This window comes from Paenibacillus sp. MABNR03, assembly GCF_050455445.1.
Taxonomy (GTDB): Bacteria; Bacillota; Bacilli; order Paenibacillales; family Paenibacillaceae; genus Paenibacillus; species Paenibacillus xylanilyticus.
The window spans coordinates 177,105-197,489 of sequence record NZ_JBCIYR010000004.1 but is presented as its reverse complement, the minus strand read 5'-3'; the positions used below and the strand labels follow the sequence as shown (position 1 = coordinate 197,489).

Genomic DNA, 20,385 nt, shown 5'->3' with positions numbered 1-20,385 from the left:
CCCCGCTCAAAAGTAATCTCCGTTTGGCAGCGCCCTATGTGGCTGCGCATCCAGCAGTACTGTCCATGAAGCTAACGTCGGCTGCTCGGCCAGATCAACAAAAGTCACTTCTGCTCCTTCCATACGGAAACGCTCAGCAAGACTCATGATACGAATGGAATCGAGTCCCCAGATCTCAATCAGATCATCATGCTCGCCGATCAGGGATGGTTGCTCCTGCAGCAGTTCGGCGACCTGTACTCTCAATGATTCAAGCCTCGCCGCAACCCCACTGTCTGTACTTGTCCCTGACGTCTCCAATGCTGCTGCAGCATATAACCTTCCCTCCGAAATGGCTGCCTCGATTGGCTCCGCGTCTTGGACAGAGGAATCAAGCGATTCAAGCAATCGCTCGGTTGTCAACGTTACTGCGCAGCGTTCGGATGCATAGGTCAGCGCCATGCGGTGTTTTTCGGCTGAAAAATCAGCTACCGCATCTGCAACCAGGAACGCCTGAATATCCTGCATAAATGCCTCACAGGAGGTCATCAGACAACCGATATGTGCATAAATGCCGCATACCATCAGCTGGTCTCGTCCCTGTTCCTGCATCAGCCCAAGCAGCTCTGTCTTCTGGAAGGCGCTATAGCGCCATTTGGTCATAAACGTATCTTGAGGATCGGGCGTCAGCGGTTCAATGATCTGTTTTTGCGTGGGTCCCCCGTCAATGCCTGCTCCCCAGAAGTCCAGCTGCAGGCCGCGCTGCTCCGGTGTCTGTCCACCCGGCTGGGCAGAATACACGACAGGAATGCCAAGTTCATGGCACTTCGAACGAAGCTGCCCAATATGATCGACCAGCTCCACTACAGGCGATTCCCCTGCCGTAAAAGCATTCATGAAATATTGCTGCATATCGTGAATTAGAAGTACTGCACGTTTCGCATCCGGCATCCACGTTACCTTATTGACCGGAAGCTCCGACTCTACAGGCATTGCATATGGCTTAATCACTGGAAGTGCCATGAATATCCCTCTTTTCAGGTCATTTAGTTCAAGGAGTTTCATTGTTGCCATGCGTCATGATCGTTGTTATATGGATTGCTTCACAGTCAGCATCTCGCGTAACGCTTTTTTGCTCACCTTGCCTACACCGGTCTTGGGAAAAGATTGCACAAATTCAATCCGGTCCGGGACTTTATAGCTTGCCAGGCCGCGATTGCGCAGAAAAGACTTGATCTCCGCTGCAGCAGGAATCTCACCGCTGGGCACGATAAATGCACAGGAGCGCTCGCCCAAATATTCATCCGGCATGGACACCAGCGCTGCATCATGCACACCGGGATGAGCAAGCAGATGGTTTTCGACTTCCTCGGCTGCCACCTTGTCGCCGCCGCGGTTAATTTGGTCTTTTGCCCGCCCCTCCACAATGAGGTATCCCTCTGGTGTAAGGCTTGCAATATCTCCAGTCCGATAGAACCCGTCTGTGGTGAAGGACCTCGCATTATGCTCTTCAGCCTGGTAATATCCGCGAATGGTATAGGGCCCACGGGTCAGCAGATGTCCGGATTGCCCCTGTTCCACTTCCATGTCCTCGTCATCCACGATCCGTACCTCATCATATGGGGACATGGGTTTGCCCTGTGTGTGTATAATGATGTGCTCAGGATCATCCAAACGGGTGTAGTTCACCAAACCCTCGGCCATGCCAAATACCTGCTGCAGGGTACAGCCCAGGACAGGTTTAACACGCCCAGCCGCCTCAGCGCTGAATTTGGCTCCACCAACCTGAAGCACCTGGAGAGAAGGCAGCTTGGTCCCTCGGGCAGCAGCCGCATTCAACCAGATCAGAGCAAGCGGTGGCACCAGTGCCGTGATGGTCACCTGGTGTTTCTTAATGAGCGGGAAGGCTTCATCCGGGCTCGACCCCCGTGACAGCACAACCGTACCTCCCGCGTAGAGCGTGCCCAGTATACCCGGTGAACTCAAAGGATAATTATGCGCTGCAGGCAGAACAGCCAGATACACGCTCTCCGGACTGAGTCCACAGACTTCCACGCTTCTCCGCAGACTGTAGATGTAGTCATCATGGGTGCGAGGGATCATCTTGGACAGCCCGGTGCTTCCACCGGATAACTGAAGAAAGGCCACATCCGAAGAGTCAGGTCCATCCTGCAGCTTATCGGGATCGGGATCCATATACACATCCTCAAGCGAAGTGAACGGACCCGCCTCTCCCGCCACGATGATATGTCTGAGGCTTGGTACCTCTGCCTGTACTTCTTCTGCAAGTTTGCGGTAATCAAATCCTCCATCCCGATCCGGGATCAGGTACGCCACAGCTTCAGAGAACCGGGCAAAGTACTCAATTTCACTCTTGCGATGCAAAGGCAGTGCGAACACCGGCAGGGCTCCCAGACGAAACAGAGCAAAAACGGCCTCCACAAAAGCCGCAATGTTCGGCAGTTGGATAATGACACGGTCATACTGCCGTATTCCTCTGGCATACAAACCAGCAGCCAACCGATCGATGCGTGCGTCCAGCTCTGCATAGGTTAAGTGCTCTTCACCGCTGATAATGGCAGTACGATTGCCATATAACTTCGCACGCTGCCGGAGCATTTCTCCAAATGTAATGCCCTCCCAGCAACCTTCCTGACGATAAAGCTCTGCAAATTCCTCAGGCCAAGCCTGGTATCCTGACAGCATCCTTTATTCCTCCTTCGAACGGGATACGGGGGATTCCAGACCCATGGCAAGCAGCATGGTTCTGAATTTGGCAGAGGTCTCCGCCAGTTCCGCTTCCGCTGTAGAACCTGCTACAATGCCTGCCCCAGCGAACAATTTGAGGGCATTGCCATCCACTTCCGCACAGCGAATGGTCACGGCCCACTCCCCGTCGCCCTCACAATCACACCAGCCAACCATCCCGGTAAACAGCTCCCGATCAAACGGTTCCTGTGCTCCAATGGCCTCTCTAGCCGATTGTACAGGCGTTCCGCAGATCGCCGGGGTTGGATGAAGCGCAAAAGCCACCTCCAGTGATGATGTGCCTTCATCCAGCAGCTCACCATGAATCTCGGTAGACAGATGCCACATCGTGCTTGTCTGAATCAGGGAAGGCTCTGCCGGAACAGACAGCTGTTTGCACAGCGGACGCATCGCAGCTGCAACGGCATCAATGACAACGGCATGCTCATACCGATCCTTGGGAGAGGCCAGCAGCGCCTCTGCACGGCGGCGATCCTCCGCAGGATCATCACTTCGGGCAGCAGAGCCTGCCAGCGGATTTGCTTTTACCATGGTGCCTTTCCGAGTAACCAACAGCTCCGGGCTTGCTCCAATGAATGTACGATTGCCCTCTTTATTCACTTCAATCAAATCGCGTTTATTCGTTGTTATGATACTTTTCATCTCGGTCAGTTTACTCATTGGAACGGCAAATGTGTATCCGTGAGCGTTATCCCTGAACAAATTACGCAGCAGTTGATGCGTATTCACCATATGTTCTGAAGTCACATGCAGTTGGCGGGATAACACAACCTTATCAAGTTCACCCTGCTCCATCTGCTTCAGTACATGATCGACACTACGTTGATAAACCTCAGCAGCGGGCACTTCATCGATTACACAACCCGTAGCTGCCGGGTGTTTCTCATATGATCCGTTCGCTGCCGGGCTTGGAGGGTCTGCCCATTGTACCGTTTCCGGGATAAAAAGCTCGGGAGCAGATTGATTCGGATCAAAAGGTATCGCTCCTACCACGATGGGTTTCCGCACACCAGACTGCTGTGCTTCCTGAATCATTTTTTGAACCTGATCGATAACATAGGATACTCCTGCAACGTGTGCACCATCGGTATAATCCAGGGTTTCTGAATATCCTGATGAGTCGGAGATCACCTGCTGTTGAACTGCTGATACAGGAAATCTCATCCGTTCACCCTGAGCGAGCAAGGTTTGCTGCGGTGAAGACCAGAAAAAGGACGTCCCCTCCCGGTATTGTTCCAGAAGGTGTAAGGCGGAGGTTGCAGTGACTGCACCCGCTTTTGACATATTTATCATCTCCTTATCTTGATTCAGGCACCGAGCGTGGCGCCCCCATCCACACACAAATCATGCATGGTAATATGTCTGGCTTGATCCGATGCCAAAAAGAGCACCGCATCCGCGATATCGGCAGGCAGTGCCAGCCTGTTCAAAGGTATCCCCAGACGATATGCCCGCGGTGAGCCTGCAATGACGGCCTGTGCACCCTGTTCATCCTGCCACAACGCCCGCTGCATGGGGGTGTCTGTCGATCCTGGAGATACAATATTGCACCGGATGTGCTGTTCCGCGTATTCGAGTGCGAGACATTTGGTGAACATGGTTGAAGCTGCCTTGGAAGCCGCATAGGCTGACATGTACATCCGGGGTACGCCGGATGCGTTCGAGCCAACGGTAATCACTGCTCCGGTATGGCGTTTCGCCATATTCCGTACGACAGCGCGGGACATATAAAATACACCGTGGGTATTTACGTCGAACGTTTTTGTCCATTCCTCATCACTCAAGGCTTCCACTGTACCTGTATGCAGTACTCCTGCGGCATTCACCAAAATGCCAATCGGTCCAAGTGCTGCTTCAATCCGCTGAACGGTATCGTCCACGGACTCGCGACTTGTGATGTCAGCAGGATAAGCAGCCGCTTGATGGCCCTGATTGTTCAGATCCACTACCAGTTGATACAGCTGCTCTTCCCGGATGTCTACTGCCGCCACAATCGCACCCTGCTCAGCCAGAGCCCTGGCCACCGCTTCGCCGATTCCCTGTGCCGCACCGGTAACCAGAGCCACTTTTCCATGAATCCCTGTATAACTCACGATGTGTACCTCCCCTGACTCACTGCACTGCTAAAAGTTGATGAACCCATTGAACCCCGTTCAGTCATCCGCTGACATCTCATTCAATCCAAAAGCGACCCAGTCTTTCAAACTGCCTGGTTCGAAAACTAGCCTTCTTCTGTCCTATGATTCCGGACTGCAGGCAAAACGGATCGTACGACTAATCAGAAATGGCAGCACCGAGACATGATTCTCTTCCTCAAATTCGGTATATTTAATATCCAGCCCCGGCTGTTTCAATGCAGATAAACGTTCCGTTAAGCTTGATGCCTTGTCATTGTTGCGTGCAGGATGTGTCTTCTCCTGTTCACCCATGCCAATCCAAACCTTGACGTTGACTGGCTTCTGCTCCAGACCTGTGATGAACTCCTGTTCCTCCGCCTGCATCACCTTCTGATTCCAATGAAGCGAAGGGCTGCCAGCAATGTAATAATGAAAAGCATCGGGCTTCGTGAACAGTGTGTGCAGAACGAACAATCCACCAAGAGAATGACCAAAAATGGCCTGTCTGCTGCGATCGATGTTGAACTGCTGCTCCATGTCCGGCTTCAGTTCTTCTTCAATAAATTGCAGGAATGCATCAGCTCCACCCTGCTTCGGCAGAGGTGTTCCATCCGACTTATGGGTATATTCCGTCGTGGCCTGCGGAGTAAAATCGTAATACCGATGTGGCGAGAACGGACCTGCTGTCGGGTATCCGATCCCAACCACGATAGCCGGGACGGCTCCGGTTTTCTCGGGCCTGCGTCCTTGTATACGAACCGCTTCCACCATCGTACCGAATACGGAATTGGCATCGAGCAGGTAGATCACCGGATATCCGGATGGCGGGGGTGCTTCTGCCGGTTGAAATACCATGATCTGATAGGCATGACTTCCTGCTCGCGATTTCATGGTCCATTGCTCAGCACGTGGAATCTGAACCGTACTCCGTGCCATCTGATCAAGGGTCCCAGAGGCTGATTGATTGGGCTGAAACGTCATTACGGATGGATCCTCCTCGTTGTTCAACTTACATCGTTATGTGTAAATAGATCGTATCGATTTGTTATGAGATTGATTCTCATTACCAATTATAGAAGAGTGCTTTCAGCTGTCCCATGGACGATATCCAGAATTCATTTTGATTATCTCCATATTTGCATATTCTTCTTAATTAATTGATGTCTTGCCAAAAACAAAAGCTCCCTCCTGTGGTACCTTGGAAAACGGGGAATAATATCCGATTCCAGGCACCCCAAGAGGGAGCTGCTTCATTTCTGATTATTGTGTCAACGCCTTCAGTGTATCGTCAATGACAAGACCATAAGCAATCAATCCGCCGCCCAGCCATGGAGCCGGCTCGACTGCATACACCTGCCCTGCCTTGACTGCAGGCATGCTCTGCCACACTTTGGTATCCGTCATTTCTTTCATGCTGCCAGGACCCTGTTCCACGGTGAAAATATAATCTGCATCAATCTCGGGCAGCACTTCCGTGGATACGATTGCGCTGTTCTCCGACTCGACAAGTTTAGGCTTGCCGAGTCCCAACTGTTCATATACAACGTAGCCGCTGAAGTAGTTTCCACCCATCATGCTGATTCCACGTGGTGCAAAACGGATAATGGCCGCTTTCTTGCCTTCCGCTACCTTGGCAATTTCTGCCTTAGCTGCGTCTACCTTCGCGTGATATGTCTCGATGGCTTGTTTAGCCTCAGCCGTTTTACCGAGCAGATCTCCAATGACCTCCAGCGACTTCTCTACATCCCCGGATGCATTGTTAAACACATACGTTGGTGCAATCTTCGAATAACTCTCATAGACCCCGTTCTCGGCATAATTCGCTGTGTGCAGAATAATAAAGTCCGGATTGTATGCCATCAGCGCTTCAGGCGAAGGAAGCCCGCCCGAGAAATCGAGAGTAGGAACGCCGCTAAGCTGATCCTGTAAGTAAACATGTCCTTGGGTACCACTGGCCCATTGGGCAACCGGTGTAACTCCGAGCGTAAGCAGTGAATCTTCCAGATAAGGTGCAAATACACGCTCCACTTTGGCTGGAACAACAACATCATGTCCCAATTCATCTTTTACGGTCCGTTCACTCGCTGCATTTTCTGCGGCATCCTCTTCTTGTACAGCAGTTTCTGACGATGCTGTTGTTGAAGCTTCAGCTGTCTTCTGCTCCTGCTGTCCCGCTCCTGCATGTTCTGACTTGGAGCCACAGGCTGATAATAACCCCACCAATAATACCAGCACAATCAAGGTTGACAGCCGATTGTACACGAATTTGCTAACAACGGAACGTTGTCCGCTCTCTTTTTTCTGCTGATGCATGATATATCCCCCTTGATAAACATTCTCATTTAGATAGAAGGATTATATGTCAGGTGGCTCGTGAATCACCATGGACGTTATCCAGATATACATTTGGACAATATCCCGTGAAAATGAGCAGCGCTTCATCCAGCATGCGCATAACGCCTACTGCGGAGTAATCAAACCAGGGATCACCGGTGATCAGGTGAGTCTGATATTGACGTACAGCCTTGAGCTGCCTCCATACAGGCGAGTGCTGCAGGCTGAGCCAGTAAGCTCGCGAAACGGCCTCGGGACATACCATGATCAGAATCCGGTCCGGGTTCATTGAAGTCAGTTGTTCCAGCGTCAACGGCGTGTTGGTGCTGGCATCCGGAAAGGTCTCCAGCTGCAAGGCGCCATAGAGCACTTCCTCAATTCCGGAATTACTATAGAGATAGAGACGCTGGCCGTATACCCGGATAACGGCTACTTTCTCGCGCCCCACTTCCTTCTGTATGGAATCCCGTGCTTTTTCCGCCCTTTTTTTGTATAGTCCGATCCACTGTTCTGCCTGTTCCTCCCGTTCCAGAAAGGCAGCAATCATGCGCAGTTGTGCACGCCAATCGGTTTGATGCTTGGGCACAAAACAGCAGGGTGCAATCTCGGCGAGTCCCGCCTGGCCCTCTTCACTGATCTGATCGGTACCAATAATGGCATCCGGCCGGATATGGACAAGTCGCTCTACATTCGCTTCGAATCTCCAGCTCGTATACGGGTCTGTCAGTTTAAGATGTGACTGGATGTCAGTACGGTGAGCGTTATAATAATACGCCGTCCATTTGGGATCGATAGGCGCAGCAATGGGCATGACATTGAGGGCCAGCAGCTGTCCGATGACGCTGGAGGAGCAGGTGGCAATGCGTTTTCTGGCGTTTTTGGCATAATCCGAAGGAGAAACACCAACTTCCTTTTTGAACTTGCGACTGAAATAGTACTCGTCACTGTATCCAACTCGGAGCGCGATATCACGCAATTTATATCCGGATTCCTTCAGATATCGTTTGGCACGATTGATGCGGAGATCCGTCAGATACTCCATCGTACTGTGACCGTAGGTTTTTTTGAAAAGATCCACAAAATACTTCGGACTGATATTCGCTCTCTGAGCAAGATCTGCGATAGACAATGCTTTGTCGTAATGCTCGTCCATATATGCTTTTACCTCTGCAAGATCCGTCTTGGGGCTGCGACTCATAACGGGTGTTCGCACAGCGCTGTGCGATTCATTCTCCAGTAACATGAGGCCACTCCTTTCGATCTGTTTGATCAGTTTGATATGAAGTGTACAGCGTACGTTGAAGGTAAGATATACTGATTCATCATTTATCGACAATGATAATCATTATCAATTAAGGTATCACATTCTTTTCATAACAGTCAATCCATATATGGAAAAATGTGCACCACTCCGGCTGTAACATCATCGTCATCCATTTATCCAAAAAAAGCTAACGACGTGTCTGGACACGCGTTAGCTTATCGTTCTAAAAGTTATCTATTGGTTTAACTTGCTTCCTAATCCCGGCTCCGCAGCTTGCTGAGCAAACGGATGATTTCGATATACAGCCATACCAGAGTAACCATTAACCCAAATGCACCATACCACTCCATAAATTTCGGAGCACCCTGTTCAGCACCATTTTCAATAAAGTCAAAATCGAGCACCAAATTCAATGCAGCCACAATAACGATCACGACCGAAATCCCAATTCCGATCAGACTATTGTCATGCAGATAGGGAACGGTAATTCCGTACAATCCCAGTACGAAACTGAGCAAATACATGATCATAATGCCACCGGTTGCGGCCACAACACCCAGCTTGAAGTTCTCTGTAGCTTTGATCAGTCTTGTTTTGTAAGCTACCAGCAGGGCAATAAATACAGCCATTGTGAGCAAAGCAGCCTGCAATGTAATTCCGTTGTACAATGACTCATAGGTGGCGGAGAGTGCACCCAGGAACATGCCTTCCGCAATAGCATAGATGGGAACCAGATAAGGTGCAGCCACAGGCTTAAACGAAATAATCAGTGCCAGAATAAATCCGACAATTGCACCCCCGATCGCCAGAGGCAGTACTTCCTGTCCGTTAAAGAACATCATCCACGTCGCAAATGCACTGCCCAGCAGGATCACCAGTGTTATAAACGCCTTGTTCACCGTGCCGTTAATCGTCATGTAACTCTGGTAACGATCATCTCCGTATCCACCGGAATTTTCAAATGTACTGTCCTTGAGTGTAGGGTTGCCACTACGACCGATCAAAACAATCACCTCTTCTATGTATTGGGTCAATCCTTGAAACCAATCTCTACGTTCTCTCATTGCTGTGACTAATGCTAATAAATCTTTTTTATGTTCAAATGCAGACATCGGATGCAATCGGTCGATCACATCCTTGTCTATGGTTACAGCTTGTAGGACATATGTCCCAAACTGTATAATGCATTCTCAAGCTTGGTACAGGCTTTTTCTTTATTCTACTTCGTGCTGTGTGATTGGGTTAAATACTTATTTGTACAACACTTTGTCTACATTATATTTCGCCCGCATCGAGTTAATGATATAGGTCTCGTAAATTTCGCGGTCTACCGGATCTTCCACCAGGCAAACTTCAATGGTCGCCACTTCTTCCCGATGGTTCTTCATTGGAGAAACAGTGTCCTCAAAGTGTTTCTTGATCCGTGGTCTCAATTTCCTTGCTTTCCCGACAAATAACAACTCTCCATCGGCATTGTAAAACATGAAGATGCCACCCTTTTCGCGCGTGATCAGGTGGAAATCGGTAAATCCGTAAATATGGCTAAGCTGCGGGTTAACCTGCTTCGTGATGGTTACATCGGGTGTTGGTACGGTAATCTCAATCATTGGGCTCACTTCCTCATTATCTATAGGCTTACATCCTATCATACATTCTGAAAGGAAACCATTTCATCCTATAAGATGCACAATTCACGCTTTTTTCAACTATTACGACAATAATTTCAAAAAAAAGGTTAACTTCCCTGATTCAAAGTGGTACTATAGGGGTATGAGGAAGAAATTGGGCACTAAGACATATGTCTTTATATCTACTTCCCGTCTATTGTACCCTATGAAACGTGTTCTTTTTCATACTGAATTCTGTAATGTGCGCACGACAAGAGGACAGTTAGCAAGTAAGCAAGACTATAGCTTTTGGATTCATCATCAATACGACCCTTGCAGCAAGCAAATGTAGAAAGACATTAATTGTAGAATGTAACGTAGAAAAGAAGTAGATGTAGTCGTAGTTTTGAATTAGAAAGCCTGCACTTATAGTCAGTAATCAAGCAAAATAGACACACGTAGAAGAACCGATAGCTATCGATCCTAGAAAAGAATGGTCATGCCATGCAATCTTAGTAAGACATAACTTTATAACCGCAGATCTATATAGAATTGGATCAAGCTACACCCCCAGCCCGGCATGATGCCAGGGCTTTTTTACGTTGCTCACCCATATCCAACCACTTCTTCCCGGAAACAGAGGTATCGTGGTTCTTTCTGCGGGGTTTATAATATGGCAAGATAGCAAAAGAGGGAGTGATGGGATGTATTCCGATCTGCAACTGACGGAGGACCGCCCTGTATATATACAAGTCAAAGATTATATGAAGCGACTGATGCTCAAAGGCGGCCTGCAAGCGAAGCAAAAGCTTCCTTCCACCCGTGAACTCAGTACACTGATGAAGGTGAGCCGCAGCACCGTCCTGCTCGCTTATGCCGAGCTTGAAGAAGAGGGTCTCATTTATGCAGTCAAAGGCAAAGGCAACTACGTCAGTTCCACAATTGAAGCACCTGAGCCAACTACAGGTTGGCAGCTGAATTGGAACAACCGCGTAAGTGACTATGCGATCCAGGCGGAACAATATGATCTGATGAAACATGGTTCCGGTGCGGAACGTGGCGAGATCTCATTTACAAGTATTGCCCCGGATGAGAAACTGTTCGATCTGCACAACGTGAAACGGGCCTTTCTCGATCGCATGTCGCTTGAAGGCGAAGTGCTGCTGAACTACGGATATGCGCAAGGATACCGACCTTTGATGAACTATTTGCTTCGGTACATGGAAAACAAGGGTGTAGATCTGAGCGGCAAGGATATTCTCATTACCAATGGATTTACGGAAGCCTTCGATCTGGTGCTCGGTGCGTTGCGCAAACAAAGTGGGAAAGCCCTGTGTGAGAACCCTACGCACCATACGGCCATCAAAAATCTGAAACTTCACGAGTTTCAGCTTACCGGTGTGGACATGGAGCCGGACGGACTGAATCTGCAGCAGTTGGAACGCGAACTTGCCGCAAGTCCGTACGATCTGGCATATCTGGTGCCTTCTTATCACAATCCAACCGGTACCGTGACTTCTCCTGCCAAACGGGCAGAGATTATCCGGTTAATGAATCAATACGAGGTTCCCATTATCGAGGACGGATTCAACGAGGAACTGCGTTATTCCGGGTCCCACGTTTCCCCCCTCATCGCTAGCGCGGGCAAGGGGAATGGATTGGTGTACCTGGGCAGCTTCTCCAAGGTACTGTTTCCAGGGCTCCGCGTGGGCTGGGTCATTGCGGATGCAGCCTTGATCGATTATTTGGAAAGCATGAAACGGGCTCGCAGCATTCATACCTCGACGCTGGATCAATCGCTGCTCTATCAGTATCTGAGCAACGGGAATTTTGAGAAGTATCTGAAGCGGGCCCGCACTGAATATAAGCGAAAATATGAACTGGTCGTGCGCTGCTTGCGCAAGCATCTGCCAATGTGCCAGATCTCCGGCGAAGGCGGTCTGCATTTGTTTGTACAATTCCCTCCGGAATACCGGACCAGGGAATTGCTGGCTGCCTGCAAAGTGAAGGGTGTGACCTTCACGCCTGGGGATACCTTTTATCTGGAACAAGGTCAGGGATTAAATACGATGCGACTGGGCTTCTCCAGGGTCAGCGACGAGAATATCCGCAAAGGCATTCGCATCATTGGTGAGACAGCTGCCCAGATGAACTGAAGCGGCTGAACGACAGAATGGGAGGATTATACATGAAGGTTGGCGTAATTATGGGGGGTACATCTTCAGAGCGGGATATTTCCCTGCTCACCGGACAGGAGATGATTGCCCATCTGGACAGGGATAAATATGAGGTCGTTCCCATTGAGCTGAACAGCAAACGGGATTTGATCGACAAGTCGGCGGGCATTGATGTGGCCCTACTCGCTCTGCATGGCAAATACGGCGAAGACGGCACGGTTCAGGGCACATTGGAGTCGCTCGGTATTCCGTACACCGGATGCGGCGTCTTATCCAGCAGCGTGTGTATGGATAAGGACATGTCCAAGCAGCTTATGCACCATGCAGGCATCCCTACCGGAGAATGGGTGCAGGTGAGCCATTTGGAAGAACTGACATCCACAGCGGTGCAGCAACTGACGTATCCGGTTGTGGTTAAGCCCAACTCGGGGGGTTCCAGTATCGGTACCCAAATTGTCCAGGAGCCGTCGGCTCTTTACGCTGCGGTTGAAGCGGCACTGCGCTGGGATGATACCGTCATGATTGAGCAATATATCGAAGGCGAAGAAATTACCTGCGCCATTGTGGATGGCAAAATGCTCCCTATCATTTCGATTCGTTCAAACGCCGCGTTCTTCGACTATAGTTCCAAATATAATGACGGCGGTGCTGAAGAGCAGGTCACCCAACTCCCTGCCGATATCCACAAACGTGTGGAAGCTGCCGCGCTCGCTTGTTACCGCGTGTTGAAATGCAGCGTCTACGCTCGCGTGGATATGATCATTCGGGACGGCATGCCATATGTGCTCGAAGTGAACACGCTGCCTGGTCTTACCCGTAACAGCCTGCTGCCGAAAAGTGCAGCCGCTGCGGGAATCTCTTTTTCGGGATTACTGGATACCATCATCGATCTGTCGTTAAAGGAACGGAATAAGGAGGCGAAGCTGTCATGAGCCTGGATGTAACGATACGCCATAGTTCAATGGAAGATCTGCAGGATATGGTCATTCTCATGGATCAGCTCGGTTACCCCACAACGTACGCCGAGATGAAGGAGCGTTATGCCCACATTGCGGCTGATGCAAATTTTAATACACTGGTTGCCGAGGTCCGTGGACGTGTGGTCGGATTGATTGGAATGCAGACATCCTACATGTATGAGAAAAATGGGAAGCACTGCCGCATCATGGCACTCATTGTGCATGACCAGTTCAGAGGGACCGGCATAGGCCGGCAGCTGATTCTGGCAGCAGAGCAATGGACCGTTGCCCAAGGCGTAGACTCACTCTCCCTGAACAGCGGAAACCGATCCGATCGTGAAGCGGCACATGAATTCTATCGCCAGCTGGGCTTTACCGCCGGGAGTACCGGATTTAGCAAAAAACCGCAGGCTCTGCAGCATGCCTAAAGGTCGATAGCCATGATAATAAAACGCCTGTCCCCAACAATATTGCTGGGAACAGGCGTTTTTAGCAAATGTTATTGCTTATGGTCGATCGATAAAAATCCAACCCGTTTCTTTTTCCTTATCCACGGTTGCTCCAAGAGACTCGGCCATGAAGCGCAGTGGAACATAGGTCTTGCCGTTCTTGCCCACATAAGCGGATTCAACCATGGTCACTTCCTTGCCAGCGACTGTTGCGTTCTTGGAACCGACGGTCAGGACGATCTCATTCCCGGTAATATCGTCAATGACAACGATTGTATCCGAGCCTTTGGTCCACTTCACTTCTGCATCCAGTTCCTCAGACAGATAACGCAGAGGAACAAATGTTGTGTTTTTCACAGTAACGGCTCCGAAGCTTTCGTCTTCCGGATACAGCATAACGCTTTTCCGAGTGATACCAGCTTCATCTTTCAATAACTGATATATCACGGAATTGGAATCAAAGTTGCGCAGCATCTGTCCAGGAGTGATATCTTCCTTCATCAGATCAATTACGCCACCCGTTGTATCAACAGCATCTACTGTCACAGGTCCACCAATATTCCACTGCTCGCTATCTGTGTATAGAGTAACGGATTGCAAAGGCAGATCCTCCGAGGCAGGCAGTGCCACTTTCAACTCTGCGTTTTGCTTGCGGATATTCAGCTCATTGTCGAGATAGAAATCCAGCTTAAACGTTGTATTTGTGCCAAATACCGTCTTCAGCTCCGGTACTTCATTCAACAATTCGTTCAACCCTTGATCATAGTTAACCAGAAGCTCGTCGAGTCCGGTCTTGATCGTGGTGTACATTAATGCAACGGTTGCCTCTTTCGATTCTGGCATCAAGGAAGAAATCCCCGATGCGTCCACTTCGTCCATCTGGGACATTGCGTTCATTAACGGATAGAACACATCGTACAGATCTCCGATCAGATCCTTGAGTCCTTGCTCATCCTGGGCAACACTCGTCAGGAATGGTTTTACCATGGCAAGAATCTCTTCCCCAGTGATCTCCATGTGCAGCTTGGAGAGGCTGAGCGACTCACCGTTAACCGATTCCTGTACAGGCGTAACGGAGATGTTTTTCGGATTGGACAGATGCTTCAGGACAAAAGAAAGCAATTTCGGAGACAGCTCCTCAATCTGCTTTTCCAGAGCCTTGGTGTCCATCATCGGAAGCGTTTCTGTTCCTTCTAGCGCCTCCAAAGATATGTACAGCGGCTTTTGCGCTCCGTCCAGGTCGATCACCATTTGGGTCTCATCCATGGAAAGGTGGAAAGGCAGCTTGGTTCCTTGGAAACTTACCGAGCCTTCAATTGACGCCGTTTGGGCATCCTTCACTTTGGCATGTTCAATATCCAGGGAAAGGGAATTAATAAGTTCAATGATTTCGTTGTCTTTCTCCGTAGCGAATTCTTTGGCCGGCTCTATGTTAACGTGCATGGACTGTCTCGATTCACCGGATTTTACCGTTGTACTGTTGGCCATGGCTTTACTAATATCCACCCCACCTACAGCCTGACATCCCGTAAGCGCAACCATCATTAAAACGAGTGGTACGGCGATCCACTTCACTAACCTGCGATTTTTGATACGATCTCCTCCTTAGGAAAAATGTGGTTCATTCCTATTATGAGGCCTTCAGGTAATTGTTGTAAACTGATGGATTGTAAAAATACCAAAAAAAGGCCGGAAATGTGTCCGACCTTTGGATAGAACTATATTTGAATGACCTGGTCAATCACTCTTCTGTTTCCTCGTCATTTTCTTCAGTCGGTTCATTGTCCTCTGGCGTTACAGGGGTTTCAAATTGATCCGGCTCATCCTCTTGAACGGCTTTGTTCTCTTCATTCTGATTCTGTGTCATATTGCATTCCCTCTCTTCTACCGGATTTTCATCAAGGCACCAGCCTGTTTCTATCAATAACCCGAATCGGAGCGGATCAAACATGATGCAACGTTAACATAAATTTATCTAGAAAATATAAAAGACGATTCCATTCCCGGCTGCTGCGGCTGCCTGATATAAAGCCTGAACCTCGTTCAATGTCTGAACGATTTCCTGGAACGTCCCCTCCTTGTCCCAACCTTCCATGACCGGATAGACGCCCTCCGATATCATTTTATCCAGGTCAAAACGTGCCTTCAATTCATCCGGATCCAGTTGCTCCAGAGCCATGTACGCTTCCAGCACCTGTTCGCTCGAGAGCAGAAACAGATCCATATCCGAGTAGTTCCCCAAATATTGCTCACCTGACATTGGTACTACATATCCCAGAGGCGGCTCTCCATCCGCCAGATTGCCGGTTAACGTGAACTGAAGCATCTGCCACATTTTATCGATATCCAGGTCGACTGAACAATCATGCACACTGATCTCACCCGACTGGATTGATTCAATCAAATCCTGGGTGACCACCAGGTATCTGCCGGACATTCCCATATCATGATCCCTCCTATGTATTTACTTCTCTTGTTCCCCATTAACCTTGCTTGATGTAAAAGAATCGGGGTAAAAGGTGGAAAGGAACAATAATCTTCAATGAAGTTACATGTTCAATTATAGCAATCACATGTCATTTCAAGGAGGAACCAGACGGATGAAAAAATTCGATTACAGCTTAAATTATGAAGAGCTAGATCTGCGCAAGCATCCTGAACTGTACACTGTTGGACGGGGAGAGCAGGGTGTACTGATGGTTGAACCCTACAAGAGCGAGATTCTGCCCTATTGGCGTTTCAAGACACCCGAGATTGCGACAAAATCATCAGAGAAGATCTACGAGCTATTTTTGGAATACAAAAAAAAGGATGATTTCGTTGGTATGGATATGGCGCGAAAGTTCCTGCAGATGGGGTACACACGGGCCAGACGCTATACGAACCACAAAGGCGGTCGCAAATATTCGAAGGAGGACGGTTCAATCCTGCCGTATCAGAATGACAAGGTCAAAGCGGAAGCTGCCGCCATTTTCAAGGCACAGTGGGAAATCGCCAAGACTGACCCGGATTACATTGAGATGAAGAAGCAGCATCGGGAAAAGTACGAATCAGAGAAGGAATAGGATTACGGGTGAAAATACATGATTCATACAGATGCTCCATTTGATATAATTCATTACGTCCAACTCACGGTGAAAATAGGATGATCCCCCTCAAAGGAGTCTCCATGAAACGACCGCCTTCGGCCCCTGTAAAAGGTTGGAGACCAGATAAATTAAAATCATAAGGCTATTGAAGAAGGTGATGACATGTTGTGGATGCTCGGAACCATCAGTATTATACTGAATACGCTGTGCACGGCAGGTGCCGGTGTTGGAATGGTGGTAGGATTTGTTTTTTTCCTGATCGGTTTCGGGGGAATGAAGAACAGGTCTCATACCCTCGGCAGTTTACAAATGAGCAAGGATACCCTGATGATTATGGGAACGATGGGTGTTGTGCTTGTGTACTTCCTCCTCTCCTCCTGGAACTTGAGAATGATGGGTGATACGACCTTTCCTGGCATGCTGGGTTCTGCGATCAGGGAAGTCTCCGGGAGACAGCTGCTAACTGCTGGAATTCTGAACGCGCTCTGGACAACGATGAGCCTGTACTGGCTGCTTCCAAAAATGTTCAACTTTGGCGGATTAGGCCTGAAAGTACAGCTGATTGCACTCAGCGCGGCCGGGACCAACGTTCTTTATGGAATATTAAGTGTTGTTACTACATAAACGCTGACAGCGGGGAATTTGCTGTCAGCGTTTTTTCATGAAGATTAGGCTCGGGCTCTTTGCGCTTTGTCATTCTTGGAACGCGGACTCAGCATCCCTCCAACAACACGCAATATCTGTCTTCGGGGTAAAATACGAGATAATTGAGCTGTCCAATAATTCGAGGCGCCTGGCACAGCGTAGGGCTTGCCTGATTCCAATGCCTTCATCGCCACTTCCACCACATGCTCAGGCGTATCCCGTTTCCCTACGGAGGCCTCTTCGGCATTCACGACATCAAAGAAGGAGGTCTCCGTCGCACCGGGACATAGTGCCAAGAACTGAACACCACGCTTTCTGTTCTCTTCATACAACGCTTCTGTAAAAGAAAGAACGAATGATTTGGTGGCACCATATACAGCCATGTACGGGTCTGGTTGAAAAGCAGCGGTTGAAGAGACATTAATAATGGTACCGTTACGTTTTCTCAGCATACCTGGCAGGAAAAGATGGGTCATGTTCATGACCGCCAGAACATTCAACATAATCTCTTCCTGTTGCCGTGCACCCTCCACCTGCTCAAACCACCCGTGTGTGGCAAATCCCGCATTGTTGATTAAGGTATCTACCTGTATGCCCCGATTCTTACATTCGTCATAAATCTGCTGTGGCGAATGCGCTTCTGACAGATCCGATACGATAACCTCTGCTTTCACTTTATAGGTTCGTTCAATGCGTTCCGCCAGCTGTTTCAGTTTGGATTCCGACCTGGCCACAAGTACCACATGATTTCCCTTTGATGCCATCTCTAATGCAAAAGCCTGCCCAATTCCAGAGGAGGCCCCTGTAATCAGCGCCCACTGATGTTGATTATTTTTCATTGCTCATCCACCTTTTCGAACATTCGTTTTTTATTGGAAACATTGTTTCCTAATGAAAACATAGTATTATTATTTCTTGATTCTGTCAATTCACATTTGGAAAATTGACGATATCAGAAATAAAACAGTAAAATACTCATAAGAAACGTGGTTTCTGTTAGAAAACAAATATGATGCTACGAGGATGAACATAGATGAACGATCACCTGTCAAATTCCAAGGAGTCGATTCACACCGTGACAACTTTTCAGGAGGCGAGACTCCAGCACTCCGAAAATCTGCGGCAAAATATTGTGCATGCTGCTGCAGCGCTATTGCAAGAGCATGGACCCGAAGCTGTCACGGTACGACGTGTGGCAGAACGCATGGAGTGCTCCACCAAAATTATATATAACCTTTTTGGCAAGAAAGAGGGATTAGCCAAGTACCTGTATCTGGAGGGGTGCACCCTCCTGTCTCAATCCTTTGAAGCCGTGCCACAGCAAGCTTCTTACCAACAGCATTTCCGTGCTCTCGCTCAGGCCTACTGGAATTTCGGTATGACGCAATCCAGCTTTTATCAGCTGATGTTTGGTGGTTCATTCGCCGAATTCAAACCGGATGCAGAAAGTTTGGAGGGAACTGCAACAGCATTGAAGCAGCTCACCAATCTGGTGGAAGCTGCGAAGGGACAAGGGTTGCTTCGTAAAGATGATTCGCTGCTTGCGATACAAATGATCTGGGCTCCCTTGCACGGTGTTATTCATCTATACCTGGGAGGCCATATTGAGAGTGAGGAGGCTGCCAGAAGGCTATATGACCATACGCTGTCCATGATTGTTCAGTCACTTTTTAAAACGGACATGTGAGGATAGCCTGTAGCCCCGAAACACAAAAAGGAGTGAGAGTTCAGCTATTACGCTGGAACCTCGCTCCTTTTTTGCGTGTATAAATACACGATGTACTATATTCTCTGTTCAGCAAACTGAATTAACGCGCTTCTCCATTCTCGGCTTCCCAACGTGCAATTTCTTTACGCACGATTGGAGCAACCTCTTTACCGAGCAGCTCGATCGCTCTCATAACCTCATTGTGCGGCATCGTACCAAGAGGGGTGTGCAGCATGAAACGAGTGATGCCGACTTCTTTGCGCAGATAGATAATTTTTTGAGCTACCGTCTCCACGTCACCTACGTACAGCGCCCCTTCAAGGCTGCGTGCAGCATCAAACGTTGCACGGCTGTAGTGACCCCAGCCACGTTCGCGGCCCAGTATATTCATGACCGCCTGTGCAGGCGGGAAGAATTTCTCAACAGCTTCATCTGTCGTATCGGCGATAAAACCGTGAGAGTGTGATGCCACCGTCAGTTTGGAAGCATCATGTCCTGCATGTGCTGCTGCTTTTTTGTACAACTCCACCAGTGGGGCAAACTGAACCGGGCGACCGCCGATAATGGCGAGCACCAGCGGCAGACCGAGCAGCCCTGCGCGCACAACCGACTCCTGGTTACCGCCACTGCCGATCCATACCGGAAGCTTCTCCTGTACCGGACGCGGGTAGATGCCCAGGTTATTGAAGGAAGGACGATGCTTGCCTTCCCAGGTTACTTTTTCCGAATCACGAAGCTTGAGCAGCAGATCCAATTTCTCGTCGAATAACTCATCATAGTCGTTCAGATCATAGCCAAACAACGGAAATGATTCAATGAACGAACCCCGGCCCGCCATGATTTCTGCACGTCCATTCGAAATGCCGTCCAACGTCGCAAAATCCTGAAATACCCGGACCGGATCTGCCGAAGACAGAACGGTTACGGCGCTGGTCAGCCGAATGCGTTTGGTCTGTGAAGCTGCTGCTGCCAAAATGACTGCTGGCGATGAAGCTGCATAGTCAGCACGGTGATGCTCACCCACTCCATATACATCCAGACCAACCTCGTCAGCCAGGACAATCTCCTCCACAACATCACGAATACGCTGCGCGTGACTGATGAGTTCTCTGGTGTTTACATCCGGATTTGTTTCTACAAAGGTACTAATTCCGATTTCCATGTTCTGTTCCTCCCTGTTTATGAAGCGATCCGTCGTTCATCTAACCTATTGTAAGTAGATCACCTTTTGTTATATATCTTAATATTGAACTATTTTGAAGAAAAACACAAGAGCCCTCTTCTTTCA

The 20,385-nt window shown here is 49.0% G+C and carries 20 protein-coding genes; 6 read left to right on the top strand and 14 right to left on the bottom strand.

Going from position 1 to position 20,385, the window contains the following annotated elements; translation table 11 throughout:
• Nucleotides 1-6 precede the first annotated feature (6 nt).
• From AAIH57_RS20655 to AAIH57_RS20615, 9 genes are all read right to left on the bottom strand, one after another.
• Nucleotides 7-1,002 carry an isochorismatase family protein gene (locus tag AAIH57_RS20655; RefSeq protein WP_430022839.1) on the bottom strand — a complete coding sequence of 332 codons (996 nt, stop codon included), beginning with the start codon at nucleotides 1,000-1,002 and terminating at the stop codon, nucleotides 7-9.
• A 66-nt stretch (nucleotides 1,003-1,068) separates the two neighbouring features.
• On the bottom strand, nucleotides 1,069-2,685 hold the full coding sequence (locus tag AAIH57_RS20650; RefSeq protein WP_430022838.1) for a (2,3-dihydroxybenzoyl)adenylate synthase: 1,617 nt from the start codon (nucleotides 2,683-2,685) through the stop codon (nucleotides 1,069-1,071).
• A 3-nt stretch (nucleotides 2,686-2,688) separates the two neighbouring features.
• Nucleotides 2,689-4,032, bottom strand: coding sequence for an isochorismate synthase DhbC (dhbC, locus tag AAIH57_RS20645; protein ID WP_430022837.1), 1,344 nt, complete (start codon nucleotides 4,030-4,032; stop codon nucleotides 2,689-2,691).
• A 23-nt stretch (nucleotides 4,033-4,055) separates the two neighbouring features.
• On the bottom strand, nucleotides 4,056-4,841 hold the full coding sequence (locus AAIH57_RS20640; RefSeq protein WP_430022835.1) for a 2,3-dihydro-2,3-dihydroxybenzoate dehydrogenase: 786 nt from the start codon (nucleotides 4,839-4,841) through the stop codon (nucleotides 4,056-4,058).
• A gap of 144 nt (nucleotides 4,842-4,985) precedes the next feature.
• Nucleotides 4,986-5,846 carry an alpha/beta hydrolase gene (locus tag AAIH57_RS20635; protein WP_430022833.1) on the bottom strand — a complete coding sequence of 287 codons (861 nt, stop codon included), beginning with the start codon at nucleotides 5,844-5,846 and terminating at the stop codon, nucleotides 4,986-4,988.
• Nucleotides 5,847-6,125: 279 nt separating this feature from the next.
• On the bottom strand, nucleotides 6,126-7,178 hold the full coding sequence (locus AAIH57_RS20630) for an ABC transporter substrate-binding protein (protein WP_430022832.1): 1,053 nt from the start codon (nucleotides 7,176-7,178) through the stop codon (nucleotides 6,126-6,128).
• A 49-nt stretch (nucleotides 7,179-7,227) separates the two neighbouring features.
• A complete protein-coding gene (locus AAIH57_RS20625; protein ID WP_430022831.1) occupies nucleotides 7,228-8,442 on the bottom strand; it encodes an AraC family transcriptional regulator in 1,215 nt (404 codons plus the stop codon).
• Between the two features lie 275 nt (nucleotides 8,443-8,717).
• Entirely contained in the window at nucleotides 8,718-9,467 is a 750-nt protein-coding gene (locus AAIH57_RS20620; protein WP_430022830.1) for a Bax inhibitor-1/YccA family protein, read from the bottom strand.
• 246 nt (nucleotides 9,468-9,713) lie between these two features.
• Nucleotides 9,714-10,070 carry a nucleotide excision repair endonuclease gene (locus AAIH57_RS20615; protein WP_175396952.1) on the bottom strand — a complete coding sequence of 119 codons (357 nt, stop codon included), beginning with the start codon at nucleotides 10,068-10,070 and terminating at the stop codon, nucleotides 9,714-9,716.
• Nucleotides 10,071-10,774: 704 nt separating this feature from the next.
• Between AAIH57_RS20615 and AAIH57_RS20610 the strand changes: the two genes are divergently transcribed.
• The 3 genes from AAIH57_RS20610 to AAIH57_RS20600 are packed head-to-tail and all read left to right on the top strand — an operon-like array spanning nucleotide 10,775 to nucleotide 13,634.
• Nucleotides 10,775-12,226, top strand: a complete 1,452-nt coding sequence (locus AAIH57_RS20610) for a PLP-dependent aminotransferase family protein (protein WP_430022829.1) — start codon at nucleotides 10,775-10,777, stop codon at nucleotides 12,224-12,226.
• Nucleotides 12,227-12,258: 32 nt separating this feature from the next.
• On the top strand, nucleotides 12,259-13,179 hold the full coding sequence (locus AAIH57_RS20605; RefSeq protein WP_430022828.1) for a D-alanine--D-alanine ligase: 921 nt from the start codon (nucleotides 12,259-12,261) through the stop codon (nucleotides 13,177-13,179).
• A complete protein-coding gene (locus AAIH57_RS20600) occupies nucleotides 13,176-13,634 on the top strand; it encodes a GNAT family N-acetyltransferase (protein WP_175396955.1) in 459 nt (152 codons plus the stop codon). The genes AAIH57_RS20605 and AAIH57_RS20600 overlap by 4 nt, the downstream gene beginning before the upstream one ends.
• Nucleotides 13,635-13,712: 78 nt before the next feature.
• Here the strand turns inward: AAIH57_RS20600 and AAIH57_RS20595 are convergent, their stop codons facing one another.
• From AAIH57_RS20595 to AAIH57_RS20585, 3 genes are all read right to left on the bottom strand, one after another.
• Nucleotides 13,713-15,230, bottom strand: coding sequence for a copper amine oxidase N-terminal domain-containing protein (locus AAIH57_RS20595; RefSeq protein ID WP_430022827.1), 1,518 nt, complete (start codon nucleotides 15,228-15,230; stop codon nucleotides 13,713-13,715).
• A 166-nt stretch (nucleotides 15,231-15,396) separates the two neighbouring features.
• Entirely contained in the window at nucleotides 15,397-15,522 is a 126-nt protein-coding gene (locus tag AAIH57_RS20590; RefSeq protein ID WP_281366101.1) for a hypothetical protein, read from the bottom strand.
• Nucleotides 15,523-15,630: 108 nt separating this feature from the next.
• The gene (locus AAIH57_RS20585) at nucleotides 15,631-16,098 is read right to left on the bottom strand and encodes a DUF1877 family protein (RefSeq protein WP_175396956.1); all 468 of its coding nucleotides are present in this window, start codon (nucleotides 16,096-16,098) and stop codon (nucleotides 15,631-15,633) included.
• 157 nt (nucleotides 16,099-16,255) lie between these two features.
• On the opposite strand from AAIH57_RS20585, the gene AAIH57_RS20580 reads away from it, so the two are divergent.
• Entirely contained in the window at nucleotides 16,256-16,720 is a 465-nt protein-coding gene (locus AAIH57_RS20580; RefSeq protein ID WP_430022826.1) for a DUF4385 domain-containing protein, read from the top strand.
• A gap of 186 nt (nucleotides 16,721-16,906) precedes the next feature.
• On the top strand, nucleotides 16,907-17,368 hold the full coding sequence (locus AAIH57_RS20575; RefSeq protein ID WP_430022825.1) for a hypothetical protein: 462 nt from the start codon (nucleotides 16,907-16,909) through the stop codon (nucleotides 17,366-17,368).
• A gap of 44 nt (nucleotides 17,369-17,412) precedes the next feature.
• On the opposite strand, the gene AAIH57_RS20570 is transcribed toward AAIH57_RS20575, so the two are convergent.
• Nucleotides 17,413-18,228, bottom strand: coding sequence for an SDR family NAD(P)-dependent oxidoreductase (locus AAIH57_RS20570; RefSeq protein ID WP_430022824.1), 816 nt, complete (start codon nucleotides 18,226-18,228; stop codon nucleotides 17,413-17,415).
• Nucleotides 18,229-18,422: 194 nt separating this feature from the next.
• On the opposite strand from AAIH57_RS20570, the gene AAIH57_RS20565 reads away from it, so the two are divergent.
• Nucleotides 18,423-19,076 (top strand): TetR/AcrR family transcriptional regulator, encoded by a 654-nt coding sequence (locus AAIH57_RS20565; protein WP_430022823.1) that lies wholly within the window; start codon nucleotides 18,423-18,425, stop codon nucleotides 19,074-19,076.
• 121 nt (nucleotides 19,077-19,197) lie between these two features.
• Here the strand turns inward: AAIH57_RS20565 and AAIH57_RS20560 are convergent, their stop codons facing one another.
• Complete coding sequence (locus AAIH57_RS20560) at nucleotides 19,198-20,259, bottom strand: LLM class flavin-dependent oxidoreductase (RefSeq protein WP_430022822.1); 1,062 nt, start codon at nucleotides 20,257-20,259, stop codon at nucleotides 19,198-19,200.
• Nucleotides 20,260-20,385: the final 126 nt, after the last annotated feature.

Bases quoted from the DNA above. Each gene is read 5' to 3' on its own strand.
- AAIH57_RS20570 (WP_430022824.1), bottom strand. From the start codon at position 18,228: ATGAAAAATAATCAACATCAGTGGGCGCTGATTACAGGGGCCTCCTCT.
- AAIH57_RS20635 (WP_430022833.1), bottom strand. From the start codon at position 5,846: ATGACGTTTCAGCCCAATCAATCAGCCTCTGGGACCCTTGATCAGATG.
- AAIH57_RS20565 (WP_430022823.1), top strand. From the start codon at position 18,423: ATGAACGATCACCTGTCAAATTCCAAGGAGTCGATTCACACCGTGACA.
- AAIH57_RS20585 (WP_175396956.1), bottom strand. From the start codon at position 16,098: ATGGGAATGTCCGGCAGATACCTGGTGGTCACCCAGGATTTGATTGAA.
- AAIH57_RS20610 (WP_430022829.1), top strand. From the start codon at position 10,775: ATGTATTCCGATCTGCAACTGACGGAGGACCGCCCTGTATATATACAA.
- AAIH57_RS20560 (WP_430022822.1), bottom strand. From the start codon at position 20,259: ATGGAAATCGGAATTAGTACCTTTGTAGAAACAAATCCGGATGTAAAC.
- AAIH57_RS20625 (WP_430022831.1), bottom strand. From the start codon at position 8,442: ATGTTACTGGAGAATGAATCGCACAGCGCTGTGCGAACACCCGTTATG.
- AAIH57_RS20580 (WP_430022826.1), top strand. From the start codon at position 16,256: ATGAAAAAATTCGATTACAGCTTAAATTATGAAGAGCTAGATCTGCGC.
- AAIH57_RS20600 (WP_175396955.1), top strand. From the start codon at position 13,176: ATGAGCCTGGATGTAACGATACGCCATAGTTCAATGGAAGATCTGCAG.
- AAIH57_RS20590 (WP_281366101.1), bottom strand. From the start codon at position 15,522: ATGACACAGAATCAGAATGAAGAGAACAAAGCCGTTCAAGAGGATGAG.
- AAIH57_RS20615 (WP_175396952.1), bottom strand. From the start codon at position 10,070: ATGATTGAGATTACCGTACCAACACCCGATGTAACCATCACGAAGCAG.
- AAIH57_RS20655 (WP_430022839.1), bottom strand. From the start codon at position 1,002: ATGGCACTTCCAGTGATTAAGCCATATGCAATGCCTGTAGAGTCGGAG.
- dhbC (WP_430022837.1), bottom strand. From the start codon at position 4,032: ATGTCAAAAGCGGGTGCAGTCACTGCAACCTCCGCCTTACACCTTCTG.
- AAIH57_RS20605 (WP_430022828.1), top strand. From the start codon at position 12,259: ATGAAGGTTGGCGTAATTATGGGGGGTACATCTTCAGAGCGGGATATT.
- AAIH57_RS20650 (WP_430022838.1), bottom strand. From the start codon at position 2,685: ATGCTGTCAGGATACCAGGCTTGGCCTGAGGAATTTGCAGAGCTTTAT.
- AAIH57_RS20575 (WP_430022825.1), top strand. From the start codon at position 16,907: ATGTTGTGGATGCTCGGAACCATCAGTATTATACTGAATACGCTGTGC.
- AAIH57_RS20630 (WP_430022832.1), bottom strand. From the start codon at position 7,178: ATGCATCAGCAGAAAAAAGAGAGCGGACAACGTTCCGTTGTTAGCAAA.